The 25586-nt window shown below is 60.8% G+C and carries 25 protein-coding genes; 7 read left to right on the top strand and 18 right to left on the bottom strand.

Translation table 11 applies throughout. From position 1 onward, the window contains the following. Positions 1 to 116: 116 nt before the first annotated feature. Positions 117 to 914 carry a class I SAM-dependent methyltransferase gene (locus BK670_RS04465; protein WP_123448768.1) on the bottom strand — a complete coding sequence of 266 codons (798 nt, stop codon included), beginning with the start codon at positions 912 to 914 and terminating at the stop codon, positions 117 to 119. Positions 915 to 1172: 258 nt separating this feature from the next. On the opposite strand from BK670_RS04465, the gene BK670_RS04455 reads away from it, so the two are divergent. Beyond that, positions 1173 to 1520 carry a hypothetical protein gene (locus BK670_RS04455; protein ID WP_093439192.1) on the top strand — a complete coding sequence of 116 codons (348 nt, stop codon included), beginning with the start codon at positions 1173 to 1175 and terminating at the stop codon, positions 1518 to 1520. 150 nt (positions 1521 to 1670) lie between these two features. On the opposite strand, the gene BK670_RS04450 is transcribed toward BK670_RS04455, so the two are convergent. The 5 genes from BK670_RS04450 to BK670_RS04425 form a co-directional block, all read right to left on the bottom strand. After that, the gene (locus tag BK670_RS04450; protein ID WP_123448767.1) at positions 1671 to 3101 is read right to left on the bottom strand and encodes a sigma-54-dependent transcriptional regulator; all 1431 of its coding nucleotides are present in this window, start codon (positions 3099 to 3101) and stop codon (positions 1671 to 1673) included. Continuing rightward, entirely contained in the window at positions 3070 to 4563 is a 1494-nt protein-coding gene (locus BK670_RS04445) for a sensor histidine kinase (RefSeq protein WP_123448766.1), read from the bottom strand. The genes BK670_RS04450 and BK670_RS04445 overlap by 32 nt, the downstream gene beginning before the upstream one ends. 94 nt (positions 4564 to 4657) lie before the next feature. Then, complete coding sequence (locus BK670_RS04440) at positions 4658 to 5761, bottom strand: SCO family protein (RefSeq protein ID WP_123448765.1); 1104 nt, start codon at positions 5759 to 5761, stop codon at positions 4658 to 4660. After that, positions 5758 to 8565 (bottom strand): multicopper oxidase domain-containing protein, encoded by a 2808-nt coding sequence (locus BK670_RS04435; protein ID WP_123448764.1) that lies wholly within the window; start codon positions 8563 to 8565, stop codon positions 5758 to 5760. The genes BK670_RS04440 and BK670_RS04435 overlap by 4 nt, the downstream gene beginning before the upstream one ends. A gap of 278 nt (positions 8566 to 8843) precedes the next feature. Then, complete coding sequence (locus tag BK670_RS04425; RefSeq protein ID WP_123448763.1) at positions 8844 to 10292, bottom strand: sensor histidine kinase; 1449 nt, start codon at positions 10290 to 10292, stop codon at positions 8844 to 8846. A gap of 422 nt (positions 10293 to 10714) precedes the next feature. Here BK670_RS04425 and BK670_RS04420 point away from each other — a divergent pair, with 422 nt between their 5' ends. From BK670_RS04420 to BK670_RS04395, 6 genes are all read left to right on the top strand, one after another. Next, positions 10715 to 12061, top strand: a complete 1347-nt coding sequence (locus tag BK670_RS04420; RefSeq protein ID WP_123448762.1) for a hypothetical protein — start codon at positions 10715 to 10717, stop codon at positions 12059 to 12061. Between the two features lie 35 nt (positions 12062 to 12096). Further along, positions 12097 to 14331: an Ig-like domain-containing protein gene (locus BK670_RS04415; RefSeq protein WP_123448761.1), complete on the top strand. Its 2235-nt coding sequence runs from the start codon at positions 12097 to 12099 to the stop codon at positions 14329 to 14331. Positions 14332 to 14401: 70 nt separating this feature from the next. Continuing rightward, on the top strand, positions 14402 to 14866 hold the full coding sequence (locus BK670_RS04410; RefSeq protein ID WP_053119098.1) for a curlin: 465 nt from the start codon (positions 14402 to 14404) through the stop codon (positions 14864 to 14866). A 28-nt stretch (positions 14867 to 14894) separates the two neighbouring features. Next, positions 14895 to 16346: a curlin gene (locus BK670_RS04405; RefSeq protein ID WP_123448760.1), complete on the top strand. Its 1452-nt coding sequence runs from the start codon at positions 14895 to 14897 to the stop codon at positions 16344 to 16346. Between the two features lie 310 nt (positions 16347 to 16656). Then, positions 16657 to 16863 carry a type II toxin-antitoxin system RelB family antitoxin gene (gene relB, locus BK670_RS04400; RefSeq protein WP_123448759.1) on the top strand — a complete coding sequence of 69 codons (207 nt, stop codon included), beginning with the start codon at positions 16657 to 16659 and terminating at the stop codon, positions 16861 to 16863. After that, positions 16844 to 17137, top strand: a complete 294-nt coding sequence (locus BK670_RS04395) for a type II toxin-antitoxin system RelE/ParE family toxin (RefSeq protein WP_123448758.1) — start codon at positions 16844 to 16846, stop codon at positions 17135 to 17137. Before relB (BK670_RS04400) ends, BK670_RS04395 begins: the two co-directional genes overlap by 20 nt. Positions 17138 to 17199: 62 nt before the next feature. On the opposite strand, the gene relB (BK670_RS30390) is transcribed toward BK670_RS04395, so the two are convergent. The 12 genes from relB (BK670_RS30390) to BK670_RS04335 form a co-directional block, all read right to left on the bottom strand. After that, the gene (relB, locus tag BK670_RS30390; protein WP_123449188.1) at positions 17200 to 17427 is read right to left on the bottom strand and encodes a type II toxin-antitoxin system RelB family antitoxin; all 228 of its coding nucleotides are present in this window, start codon (positions 17425 to 17427) and stop codon (positions 17200 to 17202) included. A gap of 218 nt (positions 17428 to 17645) precedes the next feature. Next, on the bottom strand, positions 17646 to 18020 hold the full coding sequence (locus tag BK670_RS04385; RefSeq protein ID WP_123448757.1) for a DUF6124 family protein: 375 nt from the start codon (positions 18018 to 18020) through the stop codon (positions 17646 to 17648). 1046 nt (positions 18021 to 19066) lie between these two features. Next, on the bottom strand, positions 19067 to 19927 hold the full coding sequence (locus BK670_RS04380) for a CsgG/HfaB family protein (RefSeq protein WP_123448756.1): 861 nt from the start codon (positions 19925 to 19927) through the stop codon (positions 19067 to 19069). A 29-nt stretch (positions 19928 to 19956) separates the two neighbouring features. Further along, complete coding sequence (locus BK670_RS04375; RefSeq protein WP_095124771.1) at positions 19957 to 20388, bottom strand: curli assembly protein CsgF; 432 nt, start codon at positions 20386 to 20388, stop codon at positions 19957 to 19959. Continuing rightward, entirely contained in the window at positions 20385 to 20777 is a 393-nt protein-coding gene (gene csgE, locus BK670_RS04370) for a curli production assembly/transport protein CsgE (RefSeq protein ID WP_123448755.1), read from the bottom strand. Before csgE ends, BK670_RS04375 begins: the two co-directional genes overlap by 4 nt. Beyond that, positions 20774 to 21313 carry a type II secretion system protein gene (locus tag BK670_RS04365; protein ID WP_123448754.1) on the bottom strand — a complete coding sequence of 180 codons (540 nt, stop codon included), beginning with the start codon at positions 21311 to 21313 and terminating at the stop codon, positions 20774 to 20776. Before BK670_RS04365 ends, csgE begins: the two co-directional genes overlap by 4 nt. After that, the gene (locus BK670_RS04360) at positions 21288 to 21662 is read right to left on the bottom strand and encodes a type II secretion system protein (RefSeq protein ID WP_064588154.1); all 375 of its coding nucleotides are present in this window, start codon (positions 21660 to 21662) and stop codon (positions 21288 to 21290) included. The genes BK670_RS04365 and BK670_RS04360 overlap by 26 nt, the downstream gene beginning before the upstream one ends. Positions 21663 to 21667: 5 nt before the next feature. Then, positions 21668 to 22141, bottom strand: a complete 474-nt coding sequence (locus BK670_RS04355) for a type II secretion system protein (RefSeq protein WP_123448753.1) — start codon at positions 22139 to 22141, stop codon at positions 21668 to 21670. Positions 22142 to 22143: 2 nt separating this feature from the next. Next, positions 22144 to 23991 carry a secretin N-terminal domain-containing protein gene (locus BK670_RS04350; protein WP_123448752.1) on the bottom strand — a complete coding sequence of 616 codons (1848 nt, stop codon included), beginning with the start codon at positions 23989 to 23991 and terminating at the stop codon, positions 22144 to 22146. Then, on the bottom strand, positions 23988 to 24506 hold the full coding sequence (locus BK670_RS04345) for a hypothetical protein (protein WP_123448751.1): 519 nt from the start codon (positions 24504 to 24506) through the stop codon (positions 23988 to 23990). Before BK670_RS04345 ends, BK670_RS04350 begins: the two co-directional genes overlap by 4 nt. Further along, positions 24506 to 25054 carry a GspMb/PilO family protein gene (locus BK670_RS04340; RefSeq protein WP_123448750.1) on the bottom strand — a complete coding sequence of 183 codons (549 nt, stop codon included), beginning with the start codon at positions 25052 to 25054 and terminating at the stop codon, positions 24506 to 24508. Before BK670_RS04340 ends, BK670_RS04345 begins: the two co-directional genes overlap by 1 nt. Next, complete coding sequence (locus BK670_RS04335) at positions 25041 to 25586, bottom strand: PilN domain-containing protein (protein ID WP_123448749.1); 546 nt, start codon at positions 25584 to 25586, stop codon at positions 25041 to 25043. The genes BK670_RS04340 and BK670_RS04335 overlap by 14 nt, the downstream gene beginning before the upstream one ends.

Raw genomic sequence — 25586 nt, 5'->3', positions numbered from 1 at the left:
CTTCGTCGGAACGCCGCCCGGAGCAGGCTCGCTCCCACACTGGATCTGTGCAGTACACAAAACCAATGTGGGAGCGAGCCTGCTCGCGAAGAGGCCATTTGTCACAATGGAAAACTTCAGGTCTTGGTGGCAACCAAGGTAAAGCACATCGGCATCTGCGCCGCTTGATTCAGATACTGGTCATACACCTCTTCCCGATTCGAATGCGGGTATTCCTTGAAGTGCGCAATATTCAGCCCTGCTCCGATCGCACCGCTGAAAATCGCCCCTAGCGTATGCACAAACCAATACGACTTCGCCGCCGGCTGCTCAACCTTGCCGACATAGACAATCGGCTCTTCCTGCACAAACGGTTCGGCGCGAAAGTACGAGCTGGCGAGGCGGTACGGATCCGCAGCGTCGGGATCGACCATCTCCAGAAATGGATGAGTTTCGTAGATCACCAGTTTGCCACCCGGCTTCAGCGTTGAAGCGACATGGCGGAAAAATTCGCCGATGTCCGGCATCCAGTTGAGAACACCGATGGTGATCAGCGCCACATCAAAACGGTTCTGCAAAGACGTCGGCAAATGATGAATATCGGTTTCGATAAATTCGGCGTTGTGCGGTGAGCGCTGGTTCAGCTCACGCGCCTGATCGAGAAACGCCGCCGACTGATCGACACCGACCACGATTCTGGCACCGAGCGCAAACAGAGAGAGACTCTCGCGGCCGTTGTTGCAGCCCAGTTGAATCACATCTTTGCCATCGACCTCCAGCAACCCGCTCAGGGTCTCATCAAGACAAGAGAAATCCGCCTGCGCGACCTCGCCGAGCAAGGCCCGCCAGTCAGGCGAATCCTGATGATGGCGGGCGGAATCGTTCCACGCCTGTCGATTACTCTCGATGGCGGTTTTATTGTTGGGCACTTCCATGGCGCACTCCGGACGATGCTCGTGATTGAGCGGATCCGAGTCTAGATCAGCCCGGCAATTGCGGTTGTTGCAAACATGTAAGCCAATTCGTGTAGGAGCTGCCGCAGGCTGCGATCTTTTGATCTTGTTTTTAAGGATCAAGATCAAAAGATCGCAGCCTTCGGCAACTCCTACAGGGATCCGATGTGGATCGAGCGTTGGGGGCGTGGGCAGCTATAGTTAATAGCCTTGGGGAAAACCGCACTCGCAGGTGCCGCCATGCATATGCTCGATCGGCTGCTGTTGACCGGCTGTCTGCTCGCCGCCACTCAGGCGCAAGCGCTGGACAGCAATTTCAATTATTACGGGCCGAACCAGCCCTTCGCCCACCCTGCCCCGTATTCACTGAGTTCCACGCCGCCCAAGCCTTACGACGATACGGCGCCGCAGGATTTTGTGGTGATTCCGGGTGACCATGAGTTCTACGATTCGCAGTTGCCGACCGTGGCGGATGCGACGGTGCGGGTGTTTATCCGCACATACGATGCCGAGCGCGGGATTTATGTGAATGACGAGGTGCTGGATCCGGGGTGTTTGCTGGAGTGTTTGAGCCGACAGCAGCATTGATTCTGACTACCAAGTATTAACCAGACACCACAAAACCCTGTGGGAGCGAGCCTGCTCGCGAAGGCGGTGGGTCAGTCAACATGGATGTCGGCTGACACGGCCTATTCGCGAGCAGGCTCGCTCCCACAGGGGAAATGCGGTGTACCTGGGTTACCACTGCCGTTTATCCGGCCGGGCGAGGCCGAGTTTTTCAATGCGGTAGCGCAGCATGTCGCGGCTCAGGCCCAGCAGGCGCGCGGATTTGGTGACGTTCCAGTCGGTCTTGTCGAGCATCTTGCGCACCATGTCGCGCTCGACTTCCGGCAGGTTCATCGACTCGGTATTGCTCGCCGGACGGGGTTCGTAGTGCGTCGGCACTTCGTGCAGGTGCAGCGGCGGTTCGTCGACCAGGCTCATGCACACATTGAGTTGATGCGCGGCAATCGTATCGCTCGGTGCCAGCAGCACGGTTTGCTCAAGCATGTTGCGCAACTCACGCACGTTGCCCGGCCAGGTGTAATTGAGCAGCAGTTCTTCGGCCTGATCGCTGAAATGCAGGTTCGGCTTACCGTAGCGTTTGCCGTGGCTGGCGAGGAAGTGCCGGGCCAGCATCAAAATGTCTTCACCTCGGGCATACAGGCGCGGCACCTTGATCGAAATGATCCGCAAGCGGAAAAACAGATCGCGACGGAATTTGCCCTGCTGGACCATTTGCTCAAGGTTGCAGTTGGTGGCGCTGATCACCCGCAGATTGACCTTGCGCTCCTTCACCGAACCAACCCGGCGAATCGTCCGGTCCTCCAGCAACTTCAACAGCTTGGCCTGCAACAGCAGATCCATTTCCCCGACTTCATCGAGAAACAGTGTGCCGCCGTCCGCGGCTTCCACTAAACCTACGCGACGATCCTTGGCGTCGGTGAACGCGCCTTTCTCGTGACCGAACAGTTCCGACTCGACCAGATTCGACGGGATCGACGCACAGTTGAACTCAATGAACGGGCCTTTGCTGCGCGGGCCGTCGAAGTGCAGCGCGCGGGCCACCAGTTCCTTGCCGGTGCCGGTTTCGCCCTCGACAAGCACCGGCGGTAGATCGGTGTTGGCCATGCGCCGTTCGGCGTCGAGCAACTGGCCGATGGTGTTTTTCAGGTACTGCATCGGTGCCGATTCGCCGATCAGCGCTTGTATCCCGGACTTCTGCGCCTCGCGCTCCTGATAGAACGACAGCGTGCGCTCCATGCGCTCGGTGGCCAGGGCCTTGTCGAGCAACAGTTTGAGTTCCGGCAGTGCAACCGGTTTGGTGACGTAATGAAAGGCGCCTTCCTTCATGGCCACCACGGCATCGTCGACGTTGCCATAGCCGGTCATCATGATCACTTTCAGATCCGGCGCGCTGATGCGCAGCTTCTGGATCAGATCATGACCACTCATGCCCGGCAGCGAGTTGTCGGTCAGCACGATGTCCGGCATGAAGCTGCCCAATTGCTCCAGCGCGTCTTCGGCCGAATGGCAAACCGTCACCTCGAAGTCTTTGCGCTCCAGGTAGGTCTGAATATTTTCGGCCAACAGTTCATCATCCTCGACCAGCAGAATGCTGTGCTCCATATTCCCCTCCCGATGCCACTTTGAAGTTGAGACTGACGCGGGTTCCCTCCTGCTCTTTGCTGGTCAAGACGACCGAGCCCTGAAACCGCTCCATGATTCTTTTGACCAACGCCAGGCCAACGCCGAGGCCGCCCTGCTTGGTGGTGAAAAACGGTTTGAACACCAACAGTTGCTGCTGCGCGCTCATGCCCTTGCCGGTGTCGCTCACGGTCAGGCGCACGCTGTCGGGCTGCGGTGTTTCGAATTCGATGCTGAGCACACCGCCCTTGGGCATGGCTTCCAGGGCGTTGGCAAACAGGCTATTGAGGATTTGCGTGAGCAACACCTTCTGGCTGACCACCGGCGCGCAATTCTGCGGTGTAAAGCGCACTTCGACGTTGCAGCGTTTGATCAATGCTTCGAAGGCGCCAACGGTGTCTTCGACCGCCATCACCAGGTCCACCGCCTCGCCGTCGTCATTCATCGGCCGCAGTGACACCAGCAATTCACGGACCCAGCGCGACATGCGATCGACCTGGCTGATGATGTCGCCGATGTTGCGTTGCGCGCCGGGGCTGGCGACTTCCTGGGCCAGTTCGGCGCTGGAACGAATGGTCGCCAGCGGATTGCGCAGGCTGTGCGCCACCGCCGAGGACATCTCGCCGAGGGCGACAAAGGTTTCATTGCTGATCAACTGTTGCTGCTGGCTCTGCAGCAGTTGCGCCGCGCGGCGGACGATCCAGAACAACGCGAGAAAGATCGCCGCACCGCCGAAACATGTGGCGGCCCAGATCGAGGCGAATCCACGGTCGATGCGGTCGACCAGATCCGCCGGTTCCTTGTAGATCTCGACCATGGCGACGACTTTGCTTTTGTCGGCGTTGAACATCGGGATGTAGTTCTCGATGAACAGGTATTTCGGTTCGCGCAGCAACTGCTGCTCGGGTTTCTCATCGTCGATCTTGTGGTAGCTGGAGGACACCGGCACTTTCATCTCGAACGACTCGTCGAGTTCGTCGTCATCCTTGATGTGCACGCCGATAAGCTCAGCGTTGGTTGACCAGATCACCGTGCGATCCAAGGCGTACACCGTGGCCAGAAGAATGTCCGGCAGGTGTTCGACATGGTCGAGAAATTCGATACGCGCCGAAGCCTGTAACACAGGGTCGACATCAGGGAAGTTGCCGTCCTGGCGCGGATCGAGCATTTCGCCCATGGTCCGCGCCGGGGTGATGCCGGCATGGCGTATTTCCGCCGCGCCGATGGCCTGAACGAATTGGGCGGTCAGCAAGGCGTCGCGCTCGACGCTTTCGGTGACCACGAAGCGCGTGGAGATATAGCCGAGGCCCACCGCCACGGCGGCGATGATGAAAAAACTCGCAAGCGAGAACCAACGCAGCAGATTGAACTGTTCGCGCCAACTTTTGCCCATTGCCGCCGACGTGTCCGGCGCAGGTGTTTTTTGTGCTTCCAGTCGCTGCATGGGAGTGCCCTGGAGGTTTTGTATCGAGGCAGTTACAGCCATCAGTGTAGGTGGCTCTGACCGCAACACACGGTTCAATGATGCTATTTCGCCGCTACCGCATCTGACTCACCGTCGCGGCTGGATCGCCCGGTTTTACTGGCGTCAATGCACCGCCGGCTACGGCACTGCTGGACGGTTGCTGACGCTCGGTTTCATCGCTGAGGAAGTCGATGATCGACTGCGCGGACTGTTCGTCGAGGCGCAGATTGGGCATCGGGATTCGCTCGAATTGTTCGTAGAGTTGCAGGGCAATCGGGTCTTTTTCCGCGAGCAGGCGATCCGGTTCGCGGATCCAGCGATTCAGCCACTTCGGATCACGGTGGCGGGTCACGCCGATCAGGTCAGGGCCGATGCTGCGCATGCCGAGGCCCTGCCCATCCATAGGGCCGAGGCTGTGGCACGAGGCGCAGCGCGTGCGGAACAGTTCTTCGCCGTTGCTGGGCGGGCGAATGTCCGGGGCGTTGGCGTAACTCTCTTCGATGCTCGGCTGTTTCCAGTTCTGCAAAGTGTTGGCCAGTTGATCGGCGAGGATCCACGGATTCTCGAATGGCGAGGCTTTCATCCAGCGCCCGGTGGTCTGGTTGCCGACGATCAGGCTGAGGTTGTGATCCTTGCTGCGGCCGTTGTCGACGCCTTCAATGAACAGCCCGAGTTTCTTGCGCAAGTCGGTGACATCGGCGAATTCGCCAGTGAGAAACTTCCAGCCCGGGCCGACCTTAAAGCGCTGCGCATAGGCTTTGAGCACTTCGGGGGTGTCGCTGAGCGGGTCGATGCTGATCGAGTAGAAGAAAATGTCCTGGCCGACCCGATCTCCGAGCAGTTTTTGCACTTGGCGCAGGCGCGCGGTTTCCAAGGGGCAAGAATCGCTGCACGAGGTGAAGATGAAATTGATCACCACCACTTTGTCTTTGATCAGGTCATCGAAAAAATGCACCTGCCGACCATCCTGATCGGTCAGCAGGGTGTTGGGGAAATAGTCGCCACCCCACGGGGTGGCGGATTCGCTCGCCGCTGGTGGCTCGCCGACGCTGGCCTGGTGCGCCAGCAGCACGCGGCTGCCGAGCACGCAGACCACCAGCATCAGCACCAGGTGCATGCCCAGCGCCCGGGAGCGCGGGGTATGCAGCGGTTGGCTGTCACCGTGGCGGCGGTTCATGGCTTGACCACCACTTGCGGGCCGTAACCGTCGCCATTGCGGAAGGTTGGCAGTGCGGCGGAGTTGACGTAGCGCACACCGTCCCAGCTTGGCAGAGGCGTCGGCATCAACTGCAGTTGCCCGGGTTTCTCAAGGTCCCAACGCAGCAACATCGAGTTGTCTTCATGCTGAGTGTTGTGACAGTGCTCCATGTAGGTCCCGGCAAACTCGCGGAAGTTGATCGCCATCTCGACGCTGTCCAGCCCATCGTTTTCCGAACCGATGCGATAGACGTCCTTGCGCGCCCATTTTTCCCATTCCGGCGGTGCCTTGCCACCGCGACTGAGGATGATCCCCTCTTCGAAGTGCACGTGCACCGGATGGCTCCAGCCCTTGCCGCCGGCCTTGATGTTCCACACTTCGAGGGTGCCGAACCCGGTGACGCCGGCATCGGTCGGGCCGCTGGACAGCTGGGTCGAGGCGTTCAGGCGCCGTGGGTCCATGTGGTAGCCAAAACCACCATCGGTCTTGACCGTCCACGGCGCTTCATCGGTGCCATCGGCGCGGCCAAAGGTGAAGGTGCGGTGGCGGGCCTTGGCCAACACGGCTTTATCGGCGGCGTTGTCGCGGTGAATTTTCAGCGGGATCATCACCAGCCCTTCAGCCTTGCCCGGTTTGGCCGGTTCGTAGGCCGCCGGGTTCATCGCCAGATCCTGGCCGGTGTAGGCCTTGACGTTGAGCTGCAAGACCTTGCCCACCGCCGGATCGCCCTTGTCCCACTGCGGGCCCTTGCTGGTTTGCTTGATCACCGGCAGGTATTTCTCCGAGAGCACGTCCGCCAGCGGGATCACTTCTTTCGGGCCTTTGCCGTCGTCCTGCGCCTGCAGGTTGAGGAAGAACAGCTTGTCGCCAGGCTTGATGCCGTTTTTCGAGAAGTTGACGATGATGTCGAAGCGCTCGGCGATGCCTTGGGTCGGCAGGATCGCGTTGTGGTTCTGTTTATCGCCGTCGGCGTCGAGGTCCATGCTGCCGTCGAACGGTACGCTGTGTTCCATGATGTTGCCGTCGTTGGCGATCATGTGGAACGGCACGCGGCTGTAGGTCACGCCGGAGTTTTTCGGCCCCTGGAACTCTCCGCCACTGCCTTTGATTTCCCGCACCAGCGCCAGTTTGAAGTAGCGCGACACCGAGCCGTTGAGGATGCGGAAGCGATAGCTGCGTGCGCGCACGTCGAGGGTCGGTTTCCACTGCCAGTTGACCAGCACTTGGTCGCCAATAAAGCCATCGGTGTTGAACGGGTTGAACCACAACTGACCTTCCTGATCCCAGGCCTTGTCGGCGAACACCAGGTTGACGTCGTAGTCACGGTTACCCCACGGCAAGGCACTGCCGCTGGGGAAGCGCAGGTTGACACCGTCGTTGACCGACTCGTTGCCGCGATCCAGCGCGCTGTAGTAGTTCATCATCGCCGCGTTGCCCTTGTAGACATTCTGCGCGGTGAAATCGAGCATGTGGTCGTGGAACCAGTGGGTGCTCATGGTTTCGCGCCAGTCGCCCCGGATCTTGATGGTGCCGTTATTACAGGTCTTCTTCGCCGGGGTCAGATCGTTGACCCACAGGGTCTCGCCCGGCGCGCAGGGGAACGCGGCGCGCGGGTCTTCGGCCTTGGTGTTGATGCTGTCGTAACCGGCGAGCTGGATCGGCCAGCGGTAATCGTAGTACTGGCCAGGAAAGAAGAACGCGTTGGCATAGCCATCGCTTTCTGCCGGCGCGTGACCGTTGTGCTCGTGGGTGCTGATGGTGTGCAGGCCGAAACCGCGGTTGGCCGACGGGTCGATCGGCAAGCCGTTGTAGTGACGCATCATCACCGGTTGGCCGTAGCGCACCATCAACAGTTTGGGCGGCAGCGTGCCGTCGAAGGTCCATACCGCGTTGTGGTTCTGCACGGGCATGTTCGGGTGGAAGCGCGGGTCGACGCCTTTGGCGGTGCCATCGGTCACCGGTAAACCGGCGACGTTGTGGTACAGACCGCCGGGGCCGAATTCGCCCATGGCGTAGCCGTGCATTTGTCGACTGTCGCGCAGACCGCCGTTGAGGCGCGCACCGGTCTGCACGGTTTTGTAGGCGACTTGCGGGTAGAACTCGTTCCAGCGCTGGTGCGACCAGCCTTTTCCAGGTGGCCGTCCTTCAGCGGAGGAGCCGATGTGGCGGTTGAGGAACACTTCAATCTGCGCCTGCCACGGATTGCGGTCGACGACGTTGGCGAACTGACTGGGGAATGGCGTCAGCCCCGGTTGGCGCAAGAACGCATCCAGCGCCGTGCCGGGTGGCGCGCTGCGGGCGATGTTGTTCGGGTCCTGCGCGGGTGCCGGGCCGATCGCGGCGGGTGGAAACGGCAACGGCGCGGCCGGTGTGGTCGGGTCGAGCTTTTCCGGGCCGAACTCTTCGAACAGGGTCAACTGCTGGCTGAACGGCTGCGCGCCATAAAGCGGACTGGGTTTGCCGTTGGTGGGGTAGTTGAAACTGGTCTGCACGGTGGGCGGCAGAACGTTTTCCGTGCGGGTCGAGTCCCGCGTGCCTTTGACCCCGTCGGGCAGATCGAAGGAATCTTCGTTGGCCTCGGGCATGGTCAGGATGGCATTGAGTGCGGTCGGTTCATCCGCCGGCTCGTCGTAGTACGCCGACGGGTCGGAGGTTTCTGGCTGTCGCTCGTCATCGATCGGGCTCGCCTGAACCGCGGCCATGGTGCCGAGGGTCAACATCAGGAAGACGCTCAGTGGTGTCAACCGGAAGGTATTGCTTGGGTCACGCGTTGTTCTGTCCATCACCAGCCGCCTCATCAAGGAAGGGGTGAGGGTGTTTTGCAACTAGTGCGCCAAGAAGTTATTTCCAGTTGTAACAGGGGCTTGGAAGGCCTGTGGGTTTCCCCACTCCCCGGTGACCGGGGCTTGACACCCAGTGATGGGGGAAGTTCATAAATTTTTGCGGCGTTTATAAACCTGTGTAGGAGCTGCCGAAGGCTGCGATCTTTTGATCTTGGTTTTTAAGATCAAGATCAAAAGATCGCAGCCTTCGGCCGCTCCTACAGGGGGGAATGTGTGTTTCAGGGGACCAGTTGAAAGGCCAGGCGAACGGTAGTGCCCTCGCCTTCGCGGCTGTCGAGGGTCACGCCGCCGCCAAAGCGTTCCATGATGCGTTTGACCAGCACCAGACCGACACCGAGGCCACCCGATTTGGTGGTGAAAAACGGCCGGAAGGCCATGGTCCGTTGCTCTTCATTCATGCCTTTGCCGGTGTCGCTGAGCACCACACACACGCCGCGGTCGTCGCTCGGTTCCAGGCTGACGGTCAACGTGCCGCCCTTGTCCATCGCCTCCAGTGCATTGGCCAGCAGGCTGTTGAGGATCTGCGTCAGTTGCACCGGCTGACTGAGCACCATCGGCGTGTGCTGCGGATGAAACACCACTGTCACCCCGGCCCTGGCGATTTGCTGTTCGAAGGCGACGAGGCTTTCGTGCAGCGCGGCCACCAGATTCACCGGCTCCGGGTCATCGTTGAGCGGACGCAACGATTGCAGCAGTTCGCGCACCCATTTCGACATGCGGTCGACCTGGCCGATGATGTCTTTGATGTTCTTCTCGGCCGGGCCGGCGTCGAATTCCAGCGCCAGTTCGGCACTGGAACGGATGGTCGCCAACGGGTTGCGCAGGCTGTGCGCGACCGCTGAGGACATCTCGCCCAGCGCGACAAAGGTTTCGTTGGCGATCAGCTGTTTTTGCTGGGCGGCGAGCAGGATCGCTGCACGCCGGACGATCCAGTACAGGCCCAGATAAATCAGTCCGCCACCGAGCGCAGTGGCCAGCCAGATCAAGATCAAACCGCGCTCCATGCGCGCGATCAGGTCTTTGGGCTCCTTGTAGATCTCGACCATCGCCGTGACGTTCTTGCCCTCGGCGTCGAACAGCGGAATGTAGTTTTCGATAAAGATGTAATCCGGCGGGATGACGAACTTCTGCTCTTCCCGGGCCTTGTCGACGTCGTGGTAGCTGGCCGACACGGGAATCTTTTCATTGAAGGAGCGATCGAGGTCTTCGTCGGCATGAATGCTGGTACCGATCAGCGCCGGATTGGTTGACCAGATCACCTGCCGGTCCGGCGCGTAAATATTGGCGAGGATCACGTCCGGCAGATGTTCGATGTGGTCGAGAAATTCACCGCGCGCCCCTGCCCGGGCCTGTGGGTCGACATCGGGAAAGTCCTTGTCCTGACGCGGGTCGAGCAGTTCGCCCATCGTGCGGATGTTGGGAATCGACACGTGGCGCACTTCGGCGGACGCGATGGCCTGGATGAACTGCGCGGTGAGCAAGGCATCGCGCTGCACGCTCTCATCGATCACGAAACGCGTTGAAACCGCGCCAAGTGCGATGGCCACGGTGCCGATCACCGCCATGCTGATCAGCGAAAACCAGCGCAGCAGGTTGAACGGTTGCTTGCGCGAACCCAACCGTAGCGTGCCCTCCTCAACCGGAAGCGATTTCGACTGCATGTTCATGGCGGCGACTTCCCGATACGTCCTATAGGGTTATAGCCCACGGGTGGGGGTTTGCCCGGATGCGGGGATATCGCCCCGATATACACCTTCCAAACTCCCCCCCGATCCCTGTAGGAGCTGTCGAGTGAAACGAGGCTGCGATCTTTTGATCCTGTTTTTGAATCAAGATCAAAAGATCGCAGCCTTCGGCAGCTCCTACAGGGGTTTTGTGTACGGCGGGCCATGAAGTTCATCCCCACCATCCCCAATCCTGGGGAATGACGCCCTTTCCCCGCACGCCAAAAACCTCATTCTCATACCCGCCAACCCCTCTAACCCGGCCCTCTCCCGCCCATTCACCACACCTTGGCATGGAAGGTGTACAGGCCCTGTGCAACTGACCCACCCCCAAGGGGCAGGTACTTCGATAGAGGGATTAACTCATGCACCCTTTACTGTCCAAAACCGCGACCGTCCTGGTCGTGAGCGCCTTGGCCCAGGGCATTGCTCAGGCCGCTTTGTTTGCTGTTGACCCGGGTCCGTACACGGTGGCCACTGGCGGTTTCGCCAGTTGGTATCAGGACACCCACGGCCGCACGCTGGATCTGTGCCTGTCCAAAGCGCTCAGCTCGCGAGTGCCCAGCGCTCCCGGTGCGCCTTCGTACATGTGCTCGTTGCTGCCGACTCCTGGCGTGTTCGACGACACCCAGCCGATCGTCTTCCCGAGCAACTTTCCCGATGAAGCGTTCTGGTTCACCGGCGAAACCACCATCATTGATGCCGCACGCGGGATCGACCTCGGTTTCGTCAGCGCCATCGAAGCCGCGTTCGCCGCTGAAGAACCGGTCGAGGGCGATCAAGTCAGCTTCGCGCGGATCCGCATTCGCGTCGATGTGCCCACTGCCGGCACCTACGTGATCACTCACCCGTACGGCGTCGACGTGTTCAACATCGATACCCCCGGCCGGCGCGCGATCAACATGACCCGCGACATCGGCATCGGTACGCCAAAAACCTATGACGGCGCGCTCAAGGGTGACATTGGCCCGTTCCTGCGCAGCGTCAACGGCCCGTACACCGAGACCAACCCGGTGACTGGCGCCGCCGAGCAATTTGTCGGCGACCCGAACCTCTCCGAAGCGGTGACCGGCAGCCCGTTCAACACCAACTACGTGCGGATCGAAGGCCCTAACGGTCTGGATCTGCGTTCGACCACTTTCGCCGTCTCCGGCAAGTTGTCGACCGTGGTGCGGCCAACGCCAATGATCACCCAGCGCAGCACTTACTCGCGCAAAGCGGGGACCAGCGCACCGGTCGCCCAACAAGACGTGTTCGTCCTCGCGCCGCCAGCGCCGGGTACTGTCGCCGTGACCAGTACCACGCCGGTGCTGAACATGACCGAAGCCAATTCCACCGGTGCCTGGTACGCGCAATCGTCGGCCAATCCGACCTTGCCGAGCGTCCTGCAGGTGACCGCCGACAACCACTTGGCTATCGCCAGCAGCACGCCGACCACCCTGCCCATGAGCCTGACCGACCTGGTGGTGATCCAGAGCGCCCAATACAGCTTGAGCTCCGGACAACTGACCGTGGTCGCCTCGACCAGTGACGAAACCTCGCCGCCGGTACTCACCGCCACCTCCGGCAGCGGCGCCGCCATCGGTGCGCTGGGCGGCGACGGCGCAGTGAAAACCCTGGCCACCGGGATCTCGCCGATCCCTCCGGCCAAGGTTCGGGTGACGTCGTCCAACGGCGGCAGCGATACCGAAGAAGTGGTCATCGTGCAATGAACGCTCACATGCCCAGATCCGCATCAGGAGGCATCATGAACAAGTGGCCACGCTTTGCGCTCAACGCGCTCGGGCTCGCTCTCTCGCTGACCGGCAGTGCCTATGCGCAACTCGCCGCCGTCGACCCCGGCCCCTACACCTTCGCCACCGGGAAATTCCCGATGTGGTATCAGGACAACAATCTGCTGTCGATGGAACTGTGCCAGTCGCGTGCTGCCAGTTCGCGGGTCGCGGTCAGCACGCCACCGGCCTACATGTGCACCCTGCTGCCGGAACCGGGCATCTTCGATGACAGCCTGCCGATGGTGTTCCCGGACAACTGGCCGCCGGAAGCCTTCTGGTTTCTCGCCGAAACCACGATCCCCAACAACGGCGCCGGCTTTGGCATGGACGCTTATGTCGCCGGGATCGAAGCGGCGTTTGCCTCGGAAAACCCGACGGATGGCGATCAGCAAAGCTTCGCGCGGATCCGTATCCGGGTGAACGTCCCCGTGGCCGGTACCTACACCATCACTCACCCGTATGGTGTGGAAACGGTCAACGTCACCACCCCCGGGCGCCGCGCGATCAACATCACCAAAGACATCGGCATCGGTGCGCCGGGCGATTTCAGCGGCACGCTCAACGGCGCCATCGGGCCGTTCCTGCGCAGCATCAATGGCCCATACACTGAAGTGAACCCGGACACCGGCGGCGTCGAAACCTTCGTCGGCGATCCGAACCTCACCGAAGCGGTGACCGGCAGCCCGTTCGACACCAATTTCGTACGCATCGTCGGGCCGTCCGGCGCCGGTACGATCCAGACCAACCTGTTCACTGTCGCCGGCAAGGTGCTCGACAGCCGTCAGCAAACCCACGTCGACATCGACCGCGCCACCTATCGCCGCACCTCGGCCGGGGTGCGTGCCGAAGTGTTCGCCAAGGCTGACAGCAGCTCGACCCTGTGTTTCCGTGAAACCGTGGCGCTGCTCCCCGGCCCTCCGCCAACGCCTTGCCAGACCAGCCTGACCGGTGACAACACCGGCCTGTTCTTCGGCCAGCGCCTGGGCAGCGGTGCCGTGCCACCCGTCGTGGTGGTGACTGCGACCAACCCGGCCGGGACCACGCGTCCGACCTCAGTGTCGGCCAAACTCACCGACGTGGTGAAAGTGCAGACCGCGCGTTATAGCTGGGCCAACCACAGCCTGCTGATCGAAGCGACATCGACCGATGAAGTGGCGATCCCGGACATGGTTGCCCAAGGCTACGGACGCCTGTCGAAGACCGGCACCCTGCAGCGCATCACCGTCGCTGACCTGACTCAGCCGCCCGCCACCATCACGGTGAAATCCGCCGCCGGTGGCAGCGACACCGAGCCAGTTGTCGTCGTCGGCACCGCACCGGACACCGGCGCCAACCAGGCACCGCTTGCCGTGGCCGATGCCGCCAGCACCAGCTTCGGCGTGCCGGTCACCGTCAACCTGGTGGCCAACGACAGCGATCCCGACGGCAACACGCCGCTGAGCATCACCGCATTGACTCAACCGCCAGCCGGCCAAGGCACCGTCGTGCTCAGTGGCACCACAGCAGTGGTCTACACCCCGCCAGCGGTGGTCAACGCGCCACTGACCACGACCTTCACCTACAAAGCGCAGGACGCCAAAGGCCTGGCCTCGGCCAATCCGGCCACCGTGACCATCACCGTCGCGCCAAACCGGCCGCCGACGGCCGTTGCCGACAGCATCGCTACGGCTGGCCTGACCGTGCCGATCAGCGTGCTGGCCAACGACACCGATCCGGAAGGCAACGTGCCGCTGGCCGTGGCCAGTGTCACCCAACCGGCACTGGGTCGCGGTAGCGTCAGCACCGACGGCACCGTGGTCACCTACACCCCACCGGCCGTGATCCTGACCGCCTTCACCACGACCTTCACCTACGTCGCCCGGGACAGCTTCGGCGCCCTGTCGACACCGGCCACGGTCACCGTGCAGGTCTCGCCAAGAGCGCCAGCGGAGAACTTCGCCGTCACCACCGCCACCGTGACCGCACGGGCCGGTAATCGCTTCACCTGGGACTTCTCGGGAACGTCCTCGGTGATCCTCGGCAACACCGTCACGGTGCAGGTCACCACACCGACCGGACTGGTGACCCTCGGCACCACGACCGTGCCACTGACCGGACGCTGGAGACTGACCGTCACCAACACCACCGTGGTGCCGTCGGCCAACCCGACCGCAACGATCCGCACGACGCCTGGCACCGTGCGCACCGTACCGGTCACCGTGCAGTAACCCTCCGCCCCCACCACCCGGTCATCGCGACCGGGCCGGTGGGCCAGTTTTCTTACCCGGGATTTTCGCCATGAACACGCCGACCGCCGCCCTGCTTTGCCTGCTCCTGCTGTGCAGCAGTGCAGGCGTGCGCGCCGACGACCTGATGGACAACGACGACCTGGCCCCGACCAGCAGCGACCTCGGCGAACTGCCCCCACCCGTGGGTCAGCAAGCCCTGATCGACCAGCTCGGTCAGGCCAACGTCGCCCTGCTGCAACAGAACGGTCAGTCGCTGCTCGGGCAGATCGTGCAGTCGGGCAGCAATCAGGAGGCGTACATCCTGCAACAGGGCAGCGACCTGATGGCGCTGATCAACCAGAACGGTTCCGGCAACGCCGCATCGATCACGCAAAACGGCAGCCATAACCGCGCGCAGATTTCGCAAAACGGCAACAACAACGACGCCAGCATCGAGCAGGCCGGCGCGGGGCTGCAAAGCGCCGTGACCCAGTCGGGCAACGGCATGAGCGTTTCGGTCAAGCAATATCGCTAAGCACTGCAAATCATCGGAGAGTCCAATCATGTTCAAACTGACGCCCCTCACCGCCGCCCTCCTGGTCATCATCAGTGCCCAGGCCATGGCCGACGACAGCCTGTCCAACCAAAGCCAAGTCGGTACCGCCAACATCGCGGACGTGAAACAGACCCAGGCCCCATTCAGCGCCACCACCCAGACCCAACTGGGCCAGGGCAACAACGCCGCCGCTGTACAAGACAACGCCACTAGCGTCATCACCCAGGACGCCGTCGGCGACTACAACGCCGGTTACGCCGAGCAACTGTTCGAAAACAACGGTGTCATCACTCAGCAACAAGCCGGCGCGTTCAACACCAGTCACGCCAGCCAGTCGCTGGGCTTCGGTGCCGGCAACCAGGCCCTGCAACAACAGCAAGGCACCGGCAACTTCTCGTTCGTCTATCAAGACTCGCAGAACGGCAGCGAAGCGAAAACCTTCCAATACGGCGACAGCAACGAAGCCAACATCGAACAACTCTATGAAGGCACCGGCAACAGTTCGGTGATCACCCAGTACGGCACCGCCAACTACGGCACCGCCGAACAGGTCACCCACAACGGCGGGCAGATCGGTATCAACCAGGCTGGCGAAGGCAACTACGCCTACGGCGACCAGCGCGACGGCACCGGCGGCAACATCACCATCAACCAGTTCGGCAACCTCAACGGCACCGAGATCTGGCAAGACGCACAACTCGCCAGCCAGGCCACCGTCAACCAATACGGCGACAGCAACGAAACCGTAGTCGACCAAAGCTTCGGCGAAAACAACACCGCTGCCGTCACTCAGGTTGGCAACACCAACGCGATCTATGCCGACCAGTTCGAGTCGGTCAACTCGACACTGGCGCTGTACCAGGTCGGCAACGGCAACGTGCACTTCACCTACCAGAACGGCGACAGCCACGTCCTCAACGCCACCTCCGTGGGCAACGACAACAAGGTCTACGCCAGCAACTGGAAAGGCCCGCAAACCGGTGGCCAATTCGGCAGCAACCAGCGCGCCAACGTCACTCAGGCCGGCACTGGCAACATCGCCAACTTCACCCAGGATGGCGTCGGCCAGATCATGACCACCAGCCAGACCGGCACTGGCAATAAAACCACGGTCAAACAGGCTGATTCCTACAACGAGCTGTACTTTGATCAGAATGGTAGCGACAACATTCTGATCTCGGATCAGCGCGGGACGACCAACCTGATTCAGGGTTCTTCGAATGGCACGGGCAACAGTGCTGAGTTTGATCAATCCGGGACGGGGAACCAGGCGTATACCGCGCAACTGTATGGCAGCGACAACATGATCACGGTGAAACAGGCGGACACGATGAACGTGGCGTATGTGACCCAGGGCGGGACGGGGAACATTGCCAATGTCGATCAGAGTGGGGTTACGCAGACCGCGAATATTCAGCAGTTCGGGTCGGCTAACCAGGCGACGGTGTTGCAGCAGTAGGGGTTGGGTGTTGATGAGCCGCGATTCTCTGGTGAGGGGGTCGCGGTTTTTTTGTGTCCGTAGGACCAATCAACGACACGCACTCTTTAAAGCGTCACACCCGTCACGTCCTACAGAAAAAGGAATGATTTCTGGAAAAGCTGAACGTTTTCCTACCACGTCTGGCGGTTGGCCGTCGGAAGCGCAAAGACTAGGATTTTTCGGGACAACCTGAACCCTACGGAGCTCGACCGACGTGCAACTCATCCAGACAACCACGACAACATTCCCCTTACCGAATAGACTTCCAGGCATTGATCCCGGAGGTGCCATGATCGACCCAACGATGATTGACCCACTGTGCCCAGTCGTCTCGGATCTTGATCCTGAGGAACAGGCTGCGAGCTATGACCGCTGGTTCAGGGCGGAAGTACAAGCCTCTCTCGATGATCCGCGCCCGAATCTTTCGCATGAACAAGTAATGGCCGAGATACATGCCTTGATCAAGGCAAAAGACAATGGTTTCGAGGCCGATTGAGTGGAGGCCCGAAGCACGGGCGAAGCTGGTAACAGTGCTCGAATACATAGTCGAAAGGAATGTTGGAGCAGCCAAGGAGATCTTGAAGGCAGTTGGAAAAGCCATAGCTTATCTTCCTGATCATCCCTATCTCTATCGATCAGGCCGGATCACCGGCACTCGGGAGATCGTTGTCAATTCCAGCTATCTGATCATTTATCGAGTGACGGATCGGATAGAGATCGTGAACGTTCTGCATGCGCGTCAGGAGTATCCGCGACGCGACTCCCTCTAAGCCATCTGTAAAACGATAAAAACCGCGCGTCCTTCAGGAGCGCGGTTTTTTATTGTGAGCGATCAACCCGAAGGCGCTGTGTCTTCCTTGCGCAACGCCTCACGAGCCTCATGTTTGATTCGCCGTTCCGCCATCAATGCCTTCATCTCTGCCATTACCTGCTGATTCGGAATGCTGGGGCGCGAATCATAGAGCGACTTCTGGACTTTGGCACGAAGCCAACGGTCATAACTGGCGGCCTGCTCTTCGCTTTCGAACGCTGCAATGGTTGTGGAAAACAGGGGATCAATGGTGCCTCCGTGCTGAATGTGAAAACGCGGTCCCTCTTCTCGGATCGCACTCTTGAGTTGACCTGGAACAATTGTGGCGAGGGAGCTTGCTCCCGCTCGGCGACTCAGTCGTTGTAAACCTGCTGATTGCGGTTTGTCTGGCAAACCGCGTTCGCGGGGTTTGGGGTTGCTTCGCAACCCAGCGGGAGCAAGCTCCCTCGCCACAGGGGGGGGTGGGGTTATTCGTGCAGTTCTACGTGATCAAGGGCCTGGTTGACTGCCAGTTCACCCAGCATCACGACTTGTGCGATACCGAGCGCGGTTTTGCGGTGTGAGGGCGGCAGCAAAGCAGCGAAGTTGTTGAGCATTTCACTGGCCGAGCCGAGGGTTTCGCTGGCGTTGGCCAGCAGACACTCGGTGTTGTACCTGGGGTTGGCGAAGTACATGGACTCCGGCTCGTTGGTACTGGACATGATCGGAGCGGAAGGATTCAGGTAGTAATCGAGCGCACGGTCGGCGGCTTCGTGGAGTTTTCTGCTGTCGACTGAGGCGTAGGGGGATGTGGTTTCGGTGGTGATTTCTGATTCTGGCGGATTGGGCGTTGGTTTTTTCATGATTATTTACCCTGTATGACGGTTATAGCTGGCCCCCATTCGGTTTCCAAGCGAATAGGTGGCAGCTGTACGCAGGTTGGAAACCCGGGACAGAGGCAACCCGGCAGACACAAGGTCTCCCACGCACAGCCGCCATAACAAAGTGCACACAGTGTGCGCAAGGATACGTTATGAATGGCGCTTGTGCGCTCTGTAGTTACTCGGGTTTCCACGCCCGGCCGCTGAATTGGCAGCGACGAACACAGGCTAGAGAGCGGACGTCCGACGGACAACCTGAAAACCTTGTGGGAAGGTTCTGCAAAATCGAAACATCCTTTAAACATTCAGGATTGAAATACGCATGTGTAGGAGCTGCCGAAGGCTGCGATCTTTTGATCTTGATATTCATCTTAAAAAATCAAAGTCAAAAGATCGCAGCCTTCGGCAGCTCCTACAGTGAATGTGTGCAACCGGCGGGAATTGGTGGGCTCATAGATCGCCATCGCTGGCAAGCCAGCTCCCACAAGGATTTGGGTACATCCGCAATAGCTACTGTGTCTGAGAGATAGCTATCGCGAGCAAGCTCGCTCCCACAGCTTTAGTGTGCGTACAACCCAAGCGGCAAAGCCGCCCCACTCAACAGGATGAGCGTTAGCTCGGCTGCAGCTTTTGATCTTGATCCACGGGCGACGTCGGAAGGCTGAGTGGAGGGATTGATCCGGGCGTGGGAGCGCAGCGACCGTTTGGCGCAGCCAAACACAGCGAGAGGAGGTGCAGCGAAGCAAACCGTAGGCGCTGCGCCCGGATCGATCCCGGAGCGAAGGAACCCCGAGCTTTAGCGAGCGGGCCGCACGTAGGAGCAAGCCTTTTTGGTTACTTTTTCGGCGTCTGGAAAAAGTGACCCGCCGTAAGGGCGGAACCCTAAGCAGCCGTTACCGCAGAAACGGATATGTACTCAGTCAAAAAGAACCCCGCCGCCTGACAAAAAGCCTTCGCGAGCAGGCTCGCTCCCACAGTGGGAACTGGGTACATCTGCAAGAACCTGGTCGGCCCGAAGGCCGCCACGTTCACTCCGCCTCCGGATCCACCTTGTTCTGGCTCAAATACCGATTCAACACATCATCCTGCGAAGGCACAGAAGCGTCCCCCGCCACCTGCCACAACCGCCGCTCAATCCCCTGCGCCACCATATGCCCCACCGCCGCCTCAATCGCCGACAACACACACAACTGCGCCGGCTCATTCGTCGTATAACCCACCTCGGCTTCGAGCAACTTCTTGAACTCGATAAACTTGAACACCCCGGCACTGCGCGCCACCGAATAAATCGTCTTGCTGGTCATCACATTCGACAACACCTGCCCACTGCGCACATCCACCGCACGCAAGTTGACGGTCACCTGATCCACCCGATACTCCCGGGAAATATCAATCCCCAGATACCGCGCCCCTTCCCCACCGCTACGCACATTGGTGTCATACGCAATGATCCCGCCCTCAAGCATCATGTTCGCCGCCTGCAACGGTGGCAGTTCACCCTGAATATTTACCGGCGTATTCGGCTTCTTCTGCGACGCACGAATGATCTTGCGCTCGGTCAGCAGGTTCTGCAGCCCTTCCCGCTCCAGCACGACAAACCAGCCACTGGCCTGCATCGCGTCCATCAACATCGAGGCCGCGCCCTGGGTCACGCTGGTGGAAAACGAACTCGCCGGCGTCGGCTTGTACTGCCCGGTCTGGTCACGGAAGCCGTACACCACCGCCATCAACCGCCCCTTGGGGCGCGGCATCTTCAGCAAGTCGTAATAAGTCGAGGCCCTGGGGGTCAGGGTCGGAGTCTCGGTGTCCTGCTCGGCCGACATCGGCTCACGCAGACTGCACCCTTGTAATGTCGCCAACAGCAGCCCTAGCGCGATGATCTTTTTCATGTCCGTCACTCCCCGGAACCGTCAGCCCGTCATGGGTTGAGGCCGTTCACCTGAATTTCCGAAACCTCACCGGTCGCTCGGTCGGTCACTTCTATGCTCAGTGCCCCGGAGTCGTCGATGACGTTGACGATAAAAGAGTCAGTGGACAGGCTCCCCGTGTTGCCAGTGGAGATGTTGTCCAGCAACTGCCCTAGCAGCCGCGATTGCAATTGACTGGTGAAGCGCTCCAGCGCCGACGTGCCGGCCACGGTCGAGCGGCTCTTGAGGTCCGGGTCGTCGTAATCGTTTTGCGCCTGGGCGTTATTGAGCAACCAGGTGCCGTTCAACGGGTTGCCGCCGAACGACGGGTTGACCGGTGTGTAGACCAGTTCAGTGGCCTGGACAGCCGCGGCGCTGGCGAGCCCGATCAACAAACCCGAGATCCAGAATCCGCTGCGCCGTGAGAACGTTGTGCTGTTCATAGTTCGTCCTTCTCAAGGTCGGTGGTGTCCTGCAACAGAGCCTCCAGCTTGCGCTGGACTACCTGGCGTCGAACCCAGTCGGCGGCCGCGTAGGCCTCGTCCTTCAGTTCCACGGTGTTCGGCGGCAGGAAGCGTCGATACACCAGGCGTTGCTGATATTCCACGGTCACCAGGCTGCCCCAGCGCGCGTCGGGGCGCTCGCGCACCACCAGGTTGAAATCCATCGGGCTGGTGTCGCGCAGGCGTTCACTGAACGAGTAGTAAAAGTCGTGGCCGATGTGCGAGATCGTGTCGTCGACGATGAAGCCCATCATTTCGTCTTCTTCAGCGGCGTGGGCGCAGCACGCCACAGCGGTGAGGATCAGCGCGCACATCCACTGGCGGCTCATGGCTGCAACGCCTGCGGCAAGTTCGACTGGCCTTTGGCCGGGCCATTGGTGCCCTCAAGGAAGGCTTTTTCGGCAACAAACTGCCAGTCCGAATAACGCTGCATGCCTTCGAAATCCGACCACTGCGTCGGGAAGTCCGCCTGCTTCAATGGCAGCTCCGTCGACGGGCTGTTGAGGCCGGTGATGCGTCCGTCGAAACCGCGTTGCAGCGCCCATTCACCTTGGCCGATCGGGTCCGGATAGAGCTGGCGCAGGTGATGCTTCGCCTCGGGAAAACGTTGATCGTCGAGCAGGTCGACCAATTCTTTCGGGTACTGCGCCAACCCCGGCGAACTGCGGTAGTAGCTGCGCAACGCCTGGGCGTATTGGGTACCGACCCAGAGCAACTGGCGCTCCCGGTCACGGCGCGACGCGGTCGACCACAACTCGCCGGCACTGGCCAGGCCCATGCCCATCACGACGATCAGGAACAGCACGCCCAGGTACGTAAAACCACCCTGCTGCGCGCGATTACCACTCGGCATACTGGCTGCCATCACGCGCCCTCCCGGTAGCACCGCTTTTGATGTCGGCCACGCCACCGGCGACGCCGTCCGGTGGCGCGATCAGTACCCACTGGTCTTTGCGTTCGGTGATCGGGTCCAGTGGTGCGCTGCGCAAGTAACGTTGTTCGATCAGTTGTTCGATGGAATCGGGGTAGCGACCGGTGTCGCCGTAGAAGTGATCCAGTGCCTCACGCATCGCCGACAGGCTTTGGCGCAGCGTGGTTTCCTTCGACGCTTCAAGGCTGTTGAAGTAGCGCGGCAGCGCGATGGTCATGAGCGTGGCGATGATCGCCATCACCACCATCAGCTCCAGCAAGGTAAAACCTTTTTCCCGGCGCATGAGGTTCACCACTCGCGGTAGGCGATGCCGTTGAGGCCTTTCCCGCGCGCCGTGGAGTAGACGTCGAACACGTCCTCGCCATCGCGCGGGTTCTGAGCCGAACTGTTGTAGGCGCGCACGCCCCAACCCCCTTCGTCATCACGTTTGGCCGGCACCAGCGGGTCACGCGGGATGCGGCGTAAAAAGTAGAACTTGGCGCCCTTCGCGCTGCGCACATCGCGCACGCCTTCGACCAGCACTTGCAGGTTCGGCGGGTAGCCGCTGCTGTTCAGCGACTTCTCGATGTAGCCGGCATCGAACGCGCGTTTATAGGCGTCGATGCCATCGCGAATCTGGTACAACGCGTTGCGCAATTCCTGCTCCTTGCCGCGACGCACCACGGTCTCGGTCAGTGGCGCGGCCATGCTCGCCAACAGGCCGACCAGGGCCAGCGTCACCACGACTTCGATCAAGGTAAAACCGCGCTGGGAGGCGTTCATGATCAAGGCTTCTCGACGGTGACACGGGTGGTGGCCACGGCCGATTCACCGACTGCACGCGGCTGCGCGGCAGGCGATGGCATCACGTAACTCTGCGAGCGATCCGGTGCCTGAATGTGCATGCTGGTTTCGGTACCGGTGGAGAACTCCATGTCCGACGGACTCTGATACGGCAGGTTGCGCACGATTCGTGGGGTGATCGACAGCACCAGCTCCGATTTGCCGACGGTGTCCTTGTTGCTGCCAAACAGCCGGCCGATGCCAGGAATATCACCCAGGCCCGGAATCTTGTTGCCAGTGGCGCCGTGGTCATTGCGCATCAGGCCGGCGAGGATCTGCGTTTCGCCGTCGTGCAGGCGCAGAGTGGTCTGCGCGTTGCGGGTGTCGACCTGCACCGGAATCGTGCCTTGGCGGGTCGGTTCCAGCGGAGTGGCGTTACTCACTTCCAGAGCGATCTTGATCGCTACTTCGTTGTTCAGGTGCACGGTCGGTTGCACTTCGAGTTTCAGACCGACATCCAGGTAAGTGACGCTTTCAGTGATCACCGGGCCTTGGGTTGAAGGCACCGAAGTGGCGCTGATAATCGGCACGCGCTGACCGATGTGGATGCGCGCCTGCTCACGGTTGCTGACCCGAATCACGGGGCTGGCGAGGGTGTTGATGTCGTTGTCCTGCGCGTTGATCTTGGCTTGTGGCGATGGCGAGATGCTGATACGGCTGGAGTTGATGCCTTTGAGTTGATCAAGCAGGGTCACCGCCGAACCGTCGCTGTTGACCACGCCAAAGGTGTTCGGCCATTGCAGACCAAGGTCGAGAATGCGCTGGGTGGCGACTTCCATCACTTCAACTTCGAGCACCACTTCCGGGTTGGACTGGTCTTGCGATTGCAGAAGTTTTTCCGCCATGCGGATCGCGTCTTCGGTGTCGCGCATGGTCAGGGTGTTGAGGCGTTCGTCGACGAACACGTCGCGGGTCTTGAGCATGGTTTTCACCATATTCAGCGCGGTGTTGGCGTCGATGCTGGTCAGGTAGAAGGTGCGCATCACCAGTTCCTGGTAATCCTTCACTTTCTGTGGCGAATCCGGGTAGATCAGCAAGGTGTTTTCGTTCACCACTTTCTGGTGCAACTGGTTCTGTTGCAGCAGCAAGGTCACGGCGTCTTCGATGCGCACATCACGCACGAAAATCGTCGCTTTCATGTCCGGGCGCAGGTCTTTGTCGAAGATGAAATTCAGCCCGGCGACCTGCGACAGCACTTCGAAAATGGTCTTCAGGTTGGCGTCACGAAACTCCAGGGTGACCGGGCGATCGAGCTTGGTGCGCAGTTGCGGATAGGCAATCACGTTGCGGCTCTGCACCAGACGAATGTTGCCTTGCAGCTCCAGCGCGCCTTCGTTGGCCGGGTCGAGTTCGAGGATCTGTTTGACCTGACGATCCGCGCCGTAGATGTCGCCGCGACGCAGGTCACCACGGGCCAGCTCGAGTTTCTCGTCCATGGTGCGCAAGTATTCGAGCTGCTTCAGGGCATCCTGGGCGCGGCGGTTGTTCGGTTCGATGGTCAGCACGCGCATGTAAGCGGTGCGCGCCGAAGCGAAGTCGCGGCGCGAGCGGTCGGTGTCGCCGGCCGTCAGCAATGCCGTGATCGCTTTGGCGCGGCCGCTGTTGAGCAGCAGATGCAATTCGGTGTCGCGAGGATTTTCACGCAGACCTTCCTCGATCCGGGCCAGCCCCGCCTCGTACTGCCCCTGATCAATCAGGTCGGCGGCTTCCTTGTTGGCCACCTGCGCAGAACTGCACGCGGCCAGCCCGGCACACAGGCCCAGGCTCATCAGCAAACGGGAACGGTTCATTGCGTACTCCCCACAGACAAGGTCTGCGACAAATGCAAAGGCAGGTAAACCAGGCTCAATTCCAGATCGGAAATGCCGGTGATCTTCCAGGTGTCGTCGATCACATCCCCGTTGCGCACGACGTAGATCTTTTCGCCGTTCTGCAAAAACACTTGCAGGTCGCTGCGGTCATGCAGCCTGCCGACGAACTGAAACGGCACCGGTGGCAAGCTCGGGGCTTGCACCACTGTTGCTGGATTGATGGCAATTTCGGTGACCGTGGCCAGAGTCGGCGCGGCCTTCCAGGATTTGGCGGCAAACAGGTCGCCGGCCGGGCTCAAGTCCTTGATCGGGGCGTCTTTGGCCTTGGCGGTGCTCGCCGGCAGCGCGCCACGGCTGGCGGTTTTGGCCGGGGCGGCCACCGCCACTTCGTTGGAATCGGCGTCTTCGCTCGTCGAGAAATACTCCGGCAACCATGCCAGCGCCGCCGCCACGCCGAAGAACGCCAGCCATCCTGTCACGCGCTTGGTATTCATCACGACCTCGACAGGTAAAGGGTCATACGGATCCGGCCGTTGAGGTCGGTGTCGCCGATCTTCTTGCGTTGAAACTCGACGTCTTCCACCACCACCGCCGGCAACTGGCCGAGCAAGGCGTGCAGAAAGCGGCGCAATTGCGGGTAGCTGCCGCGTACCGGCAGGAGGATCTGATAGCGCGCCAGATGGGTTTTCGGGTCGACGCCGAGGGCGTATTCGCCGCGCGCCAGGGTGATGTGCTCCTGGGCTGCGAGGGCGTAGATGCGGTCGATGGCGACGGTGGCTTGCGGCTGTGCCGGCAGTTTGTTGCGGAAGTCGTCGAGCTGCCGTTGCGGTACCACTGGCGGCGCGATGCTGCCGTCTTCAACCTTGGCCAGATAGTCGGTGGCCTCCTGAGTCTGCTGGCTGAGGTGCTGCAACGATTGCCAGCCCGGCAGCAAACCAGCGAGTGCCCAAGCCACGGCGACCAGCAGCAGCGCCAGCCCGGCCAGCCCCGGAATGCCGAGACCTTGCAGGTATTCGTGGACGATCAGTCTAGGGATTCGCATCGCCAATCTCCCAAGTCGCCGACAGGTTGAATTGCACCGGTTGTTCCGGCGATTTGACGACGATCTCGTGGCTCAGCAGCGAGACGTCCGACAGCTCGTCGCTGGCTTCCAGCCGTTTGTGGAAGTCGAGCATCGCTTGCAGATCGCGCGCTTCGGCGCTGATGCGGACCTGGCCTTTGCGCGCATCCGGGGTCAGGGTCAGCAGCGCGACGTCATCGCGCGGCATCGCTTCGAGCATGGCGAACAGGCGTTCCCACGGCCGGCGCAGTTGCTGCGAGACCTTGCGCATCTCGGCGAGGTTTGCCGCTTGCTCACGGGTTTCCGCCGGGCTCAGGGTGGACTTGTCACCGCTGTCGCCGGTCAGCTGACGCTGAGTGGTTTGCAGGTGGCCTTGTTGCTGTTCGGTGTGCGCGTCGAGGTGCTGTTGCACGGCGAAGCACAGCAGCGCCAGCAGCACACCGCCGCCGAGCAGGCTCCAGCCCAATGGGCCGGAACGTGGACGCGGCTGGAAGTCGAGATTGAGCGCGCGCAT

Source organism: Pseudomonas fluorescens (genome assembly GCF_003732425.1).
In the GTDB taxonomy this organism is placed as follows: Bacteria; Pseudomonadota; Gammaproteobacteria; order Pseudomonadales; family Pseudomonadaceae; genus Aquipseudomonas; species Aquipseudomonas fluorescens_BE.
The sequence above is the reverse complement of the archived record's forward strand: the minus strand, read 5'-3'. Positions and strand labels throughout refer to the sequence as shown.

Coding starts and splice junctions, on each gene's coding strand:
- BK670_RS04465 (WP_123448768.1), bottom strand. CDS start 914: ATGGAAGTGCCCAACAATAAAACCGCCATCGAGAGTAATCGACAGGCG.
- BK670_RS04455 (WP_093439192.1), top strand. CDS start 1,173: ATGCATATGCTCGATCGGCTGCTGTTGACCGGCTGTCTGCTCGCCGCC.
- BK670_RS04450 (WP_123448767.1), bottom strand. CDS start 3,101: ATGGAGCACAGCATTCTGCTGGTCGAGGATGATGAACTGTTGGCCGAA.
- BK670_RS04445 (WP_123448766.1), bottom strand. CDS start 4,563: ATGCAGCGACTGGAAGCACAAAAAACACCTGCGCCGGACACGTCGGCG.
- BK670_RS04440 (WP_123448765.1), bottom strand. CDS start 5,761: ATGAACCGCCGCCACGGTGACAGCCAACCGCTGCATACCCCGCGCTCC.
- BK670_RS04435 (WP_123448764.1), bottom strand. CDS start 8,565: ATGGACAGAACAACGCGTGACCCAAGCAATACCTTCCGGTTGACACCA.
- BK670_RS04425 (WP_123448763.1), bottom strand. CDS start 10,292: ATGAACATGCAGTCGAAATCGCTTCCGGTTGAGGAGGGCACGCTACGG.
- BK670_RS04420 (WP_123448762.1), top strand. CDS start 10,715: ATGCACCCTTTACTGTCCAAAACCGCGACCGTCCTGGTCGTGAGCGCC.
- BK670_RS04415 (WP_123448761.1), top strand. CDS start 12,097: ATGAACAAGTGGCCACGCTTTGCGCTCAACGCGCTCGGGCTCGCTCTC.
- BK670_RS04410 (WP_053119098.1), top strand. CDS start 14,402: ATGAACACGCCGACCGCCGCCCTGCTTTGCCTGCTCCTGCTGTGCAGC.
- BK670_RS04405 (WP_123448760.1), top strand. CDS start 14,895: ATGTTCAAACTGACGCCCCTCACCGCCGCCCTCCTGGTCATCATCAGT.
- relB (WP_123448759.1), top strand. CDS start 16,657: ATGATCGACCCAACGATGATTGACCCACTGTGCCCAGTCGTCTCGGAT.
- BK670_RS04395 (WP_123448758.1), top strand. CDS start 16,844: ATGGTTTCGAGGCCGATTGAGTGGAGGCCCGAAGCACGGGCGAAGCTG.
- BK670_RS04385 (WP_123448757.1), bottom strand. CDS start 18,020: ATGAAAAAACCAACGCCCAATCCGCCAGAATCAGAAATCACCACCGAA.
- BK670_RS04380 (WP_123448756.1), bottom strand. CDS start 19,927: ATGAAAAAGATCATCGCGCTAGGGCTGCTGTTGGCGACATTACAAGGG.
- BK670_RS04375 (WP_095124771.1), bottom strand. CDS start 20,388: ATGAACAGCACAACGTTCTCACGGCGCAGCGGATTCTGGATCTCGGGT.
- csgE (WP_123448755.1), bottom strand. CDS start 20,777: ATGAGCCGCCAGTGGATGTGCGCGCTGATCCTCACCGCTGTGGCGTGC.
- BK670_RS04365 (WP_123448754.1), bottom strand. CDS start 21,313: ATGGCAGCCAGTATGCCGAGTGGTAATCGCGCGCAGCAGGGTGGTTTT.
- BK670_RS04360 (WP_064588154.1), bottom strand. CDS start 21,662: ATGCGCCGGGAAAAAGGTTTTACCTTGCTGGAGCTGATGGTGGTGATG.
- BK670_RS04355 (WP_123448753.1), bottom strand. CDS start 22,141: ATGAACGCCTCCCAGCGCGGTTTTACCTTGATCGAAGTCGTGGTGACG.
- BK670_RS04350 (WP_123448752.1), bottom strand. CDS start 23,991: ATGAACCGTTCCCGTTTGCTGATGAGCCTGGGCCTGTGTGCCGGGCTG.
- BK670_RS04345 (WP_123448751.1), bottom strand. CDS start 24,506: ATGAATACCAAGCGCGTGACAGGATGGCTGGCGTTCTTCGGCGTGGCG.
- BK670_RS04340 (WP_123448750.1), bottom strand. CDS start 25,054: ATGCGAATCCCTAGACTGATCGTCCACGAATACCTGCAAGGTCTCGGC.
- BK670_RS04335 (WP_123448749.1), bottom strand. CDS start 25,586: ATGCGCGCGCTCAATCTCGACTTCCAGCCGCGTCCACGTTCCGGCCCA.